The sequence below is a fragment of the Kitasatospora sp. NPDC059827 genome (genome assembly GCF_042731675.1).
Lineage (GTDB): Bacteria > Actinomycetota > Actinomycetes > Streptomycetales > Streptomycetaceae > Kitasatospora.
The window spans coordinates 1-3,615 of record NZ_JBHWIV010000174.1 but is presented as its reverse complement, the minus strand read 5'-3'; the positions used below and the strand labels follow the sequence as shown (position 1 = coordinate 3,615).

3 protein-coding genes are annotated in these 3,615 nt (G+C 74.8%); 2 read left to right on the top strand and 1 reads right to left on the bottom strand.

All coding sequences use genetic code 11. The features are described 5' to 3' along the window. Positions 1–105: 105 nt before the first annotated feature. A complete protein-coding gene (locus tag ACFV8H_RS41300; RefSeq protein WP_375893679.1) occupies positions 106–498 on the bottom strand; it encodes a ribonuclease in 393 nt (130 codons plus the stop codon). Between the two features lie 291 nt (positions 499–789). On the opposite strand from ACFV8H_RS41300, the gene ACFV8H_RS41295 reads away from it, so the two are divergent. Both ACFV8H_RS41295 and ACFV8H_RS41290 read left to right on the top strand, forming a co-directional pair. Beyond that, complete coding sequence (locus ACFV8H_RS41295; RefSeq protein ID WP_380409917.1) at positions 790–2,430, top strand: carboxyl transferase domain-containing protein; 1,641 nt, start codon at positions 790–792, stop codon at positions 2,428–2,430. 541 nt (positions 2,431–2,971) lie between these two features. Next, positions 2,972–3,346: a transglycosylase SLT domain-containing protein gene (locus ACFV8H_RS41290; RefSeq protein ID WP_380409915.1), complete on the top strand. Its 375-nt coding sequence runs from the start codon at positions 2,972–2,974 to the stop codon at positions 3,344–3,346. Positions 3,347–3,615 lie beyond the last annotated feature (269 nt).

The window sequence follows — 3,615 nt, the reverse complement described above, 5'->3', positions numbered from 1 at the left end:
GTTACGAGGGTGCCCCGGCGTAAGGATCCGCCGGCCCCCCGTCGTACCGGGACTCAGCCGCACGTGGACTCAGCCGTACCGGGACTCGATCAACAGATCAGCAGGTCAGCAGGTCTGGTCGATCAGCGAGAACGTGGCGTAGTGGTCACCGGTGTAGTAGTCCTCCTGGGAGGACTCGCCGGTGATGATCCGGCGGGCACCGCGGGTCGGGGCGCCCGGGGTGATGACGGTGTACTCGTGGTAGTACCCGTACGACTGGCTCGGCAGCACGCCCTCTCTGTTCTGGAAGACCACGCCGTCCTGCGAGTACGGGAACGGCCCGTCGGAGGCGATCAGGTTCAGGGTGTCGGTGGCCTGTGACGGCAGCGCGGACAGGCACACCGTGCCGCTCACGTCGGCGTGCGCCTCGGTGGCGACGGCGACGGGGGCGAGGGTCATCAGGGCGACGGCGGTGATGGCGGCAGCGCGGGTCTTCCACGCGCGTAGAGTGCGGGTCATGTCCATCAGTGTGGCGGGCCACCGACAACTCCGGAAGGCCTGAATCAACTTTTTACCGACGGGTAACTCGCTTGCCCCATCAGCGACTTCACCCGTACGCCGGCCACCGGAACCAGTACGCCGAAGCCGTCCACGAACGGTCCGCACCATCCTTGGGTCGACCGCTGTCGAACTTCCGTCCGCCCCCGCTGTCGGGCTCCTCACACCTTCACAGCACTCCCACAGCGCCGCGCCCGCGCCGCATAGAGTGACGGACCGTGCCGGACCGGAACGATCACTGACGGGGTGGACATGGACACGGGCGCGAGCGCAGGGACGAGCACGGGCGGCGGGGCGAGCGCGGGCTCAGGGGCGAGCACGAGCGACGGCACGAACACGGGCGGCGGCACGGGCGACGGCGGGCGGACCGCCAGGGCCACCGCGCTGACCGCCCACCAGCTGATCGGCCTGCTGGTCGACCCGGGCGGCTTCCACAGCTGGGACGAACCCCCGTCCCTCCCCACCGCCGACCCCGACTACCGCGCCTCGCTCGACCGGGCCCGCGCCCGCACCGGCCTGGACGAGGCCGTGCTCACCGGCCGCGGCCTGATCGACGGCCGGCCGGTCGCCCTGGTCGCCTCCGAGTTCGGCTTCCTCGGCGGCTCGATCGGCGTCGCCACCGCCGAACGGATCACCCGGGCCGTCGAGCGCGCCACCGCCGAACGCCTCCCGCTGATCGCCCTGCCGGTCTCCGGCGGCACCAGGATGCAGGAGGGCTCGGCGGCCTTCCTCTGCATGCTCCGCATCACCGCCGCCGTCCAGGCCCACCGCGCGGCCGGCCTCCCCTACCTCAGCTACCTGCGCAACCCGACCATGGGCGGGGTCTTCGCCTCCTGGGGCACCCTCGGCCAGCTGGTCCTCGCCGAGCCGGGCGCCCGCCTCGGCTTCCTCGGCCCCCGGGTGTACGAGGAACTGCGCGGCGTACAGCTGCCGCCGGACGTCCAGCGGGCCGAGACCCTGGCCGGGCAGGGGCTGGTGGACGCCGTGGTCCCGCCGCGGGAACTGCGCGAACTGCTGCGCCGCACGCTCGCGGTCCTCGGGACCGTCCCTCCTCCTTATAAGGGCGCCCCTCTCCCTCCCGCACACGCTCCCGCCACTGCCACACCCCCCGACGCCTGGGACTCCGTCCGCCGCACCCGCCGCCCCGACCGCCCCGGCACCCGCGAGCTGCTGCGCCGCACCGCCGAGGAACTGGTGCTGCTCGACGCCCCCGGCGGTCACGACGGCGCCCTGGTCCGCGCCCTCGCCGTGCTCGGCGGCCACCCCGTCCTGGTCGTCGGCCAGCAACGGCAGGGCGGCGACCGGCAACGGCAGGGCGGCGACCACGAGCGCCCCTTCACCGCCGCCGACCTGCGAGCCGTCCGGCGCAGCGCCCGACTGGCCGAGCAGCTGGGCCTGCCGCTGGTCACCGTGGTGGACACGGCCGGCGCCGAACTGTCGGCCCGGGCCGAGCGGGAGGGCATCGCGGTCGAGATCGCGCACTGCCTGACCACCCTGCTGGCGCTGCGCACGCCCGTCCTCGCCGTCCTGCTCGGCCAGGGGTCCGGCGGCGGGGCGCTGGCGCTGCTCCCGGCCGACCGGGTGCTGGCCGCCGGACACGCCTGGCTGGCACCGCTGCCGCCGGAGGGCGCCTCCGCGATCGTGCACCGGGACGGCGCGCACGCCGCCGAGCTGGCCCGGGCGCAGGGCATCGGCGCCGGGCAGCTGGCGGCGGTCGGCCTGGTGGACGAGGTGGTCCCCGAGCTGCCGGACGCCGCCGAGGAGCCGGCGGCCTTCTGCGAGCGGCTGGGCGCGGCGGTCGCGCGGGCGCTCGGCGAGCTGTCGGCCGCCGGCGAGGCGGACCGGCTCGCCGCCCGGGCGCTCCGGCACCGCCGTCTCGGCGACCTTCGGTGATCCCCGGCGGCCTTTGACGGCCTTCGGTGACCTCCGATCAGGGGACGGTCACGCATCGTGGCCGATTCCTGTGGCGCCGGGCACAGATCGTCAGTACCCAAAGTGCTGTGACCGGACCGTCCGGTGACGGCCGCGCCGCCCAAACGGTGAGTGCGCTCACAGCCGAAATGCGGCTACGACGGCGGGTAGTGGTGGCCGGGAGCCCCCCGCCGCACCCCTGGACCGTCCGTCGGCCGACCGGCGTCCGCCCGGCTCGACCCCGGTCCGAGCACCCCGCCCGGGCCGCCCTTCGAATCCACGGCCACCCTCGCGCCTACGACGGTGCGTCGTAACGAGGGGGTCTTGGCGGCGGCCGATCCCGTCTGGCAACAATGGCTCTCGTCGTCAGCCGCACCGGTTCCTGTCCCACCGGTCGACGGCTTACCGCCGAGTCGCGCCCCACAACCGCAACGGCCCCTGTCCGGCCCGTGGTCCTGGGTGGGGCGCGACTCGGCCCAACCTGATTGAGGTCCTGTTCTACATGCCCACTTTCAAGCTCCGTATGCGCACTTCCGCCGCGATTCTCGCCGGCGCCGCTGGTCTCACCGCCCTGGGCGCGGGCGTCCTGCCCGCCACCGCGAACGCCGCGACCGCCTCCCCGCAGGCCATCGCCGCCCAGATCGTCCCGGCGAACCAGCTGGCCTCGTTCAGCCAGATCATCTCCCACGAGTCCGGCTGGAACGTGACGGCGACCAACCCGAGCTCGGGCTCGTACGGCCTCGGCCAGGCGCTGCCGGCCTCCAAGATGGCCTCCGCCGGTGCGGACTGGAAGACCAACCCGGCCACCCAGATCAAGTGGGCGCTGGACTACATGAACACCCGCTACGGCAGCCCGAACGCCGCCTGGAACTTCTGGCAGGCCAACCACTGGTACTAAGCCGACCGACCACCGGCGTACCGACGTGACACCCGTCTCCTGACCACTCCCCCTCATCCCGGGGGTCGGACAGGGACCACCGGGGTGACCCGGGAGGGGCCCGGCCCCCGCCCGGCCCCGGGGCCCGGGCCGCCCCGGGGGGGGCCCGCGAGGGGGCCCCCCCCAGCGGCCCCCCCCGCGCCCCGCCCCGCGGGGGCGCCCCCCCCCCCCCGGCCCCCGCCGCCCCCCCCCGGCGGGGCGGGCGGGGGGCGCCGCCCCCGCCGCTCTGG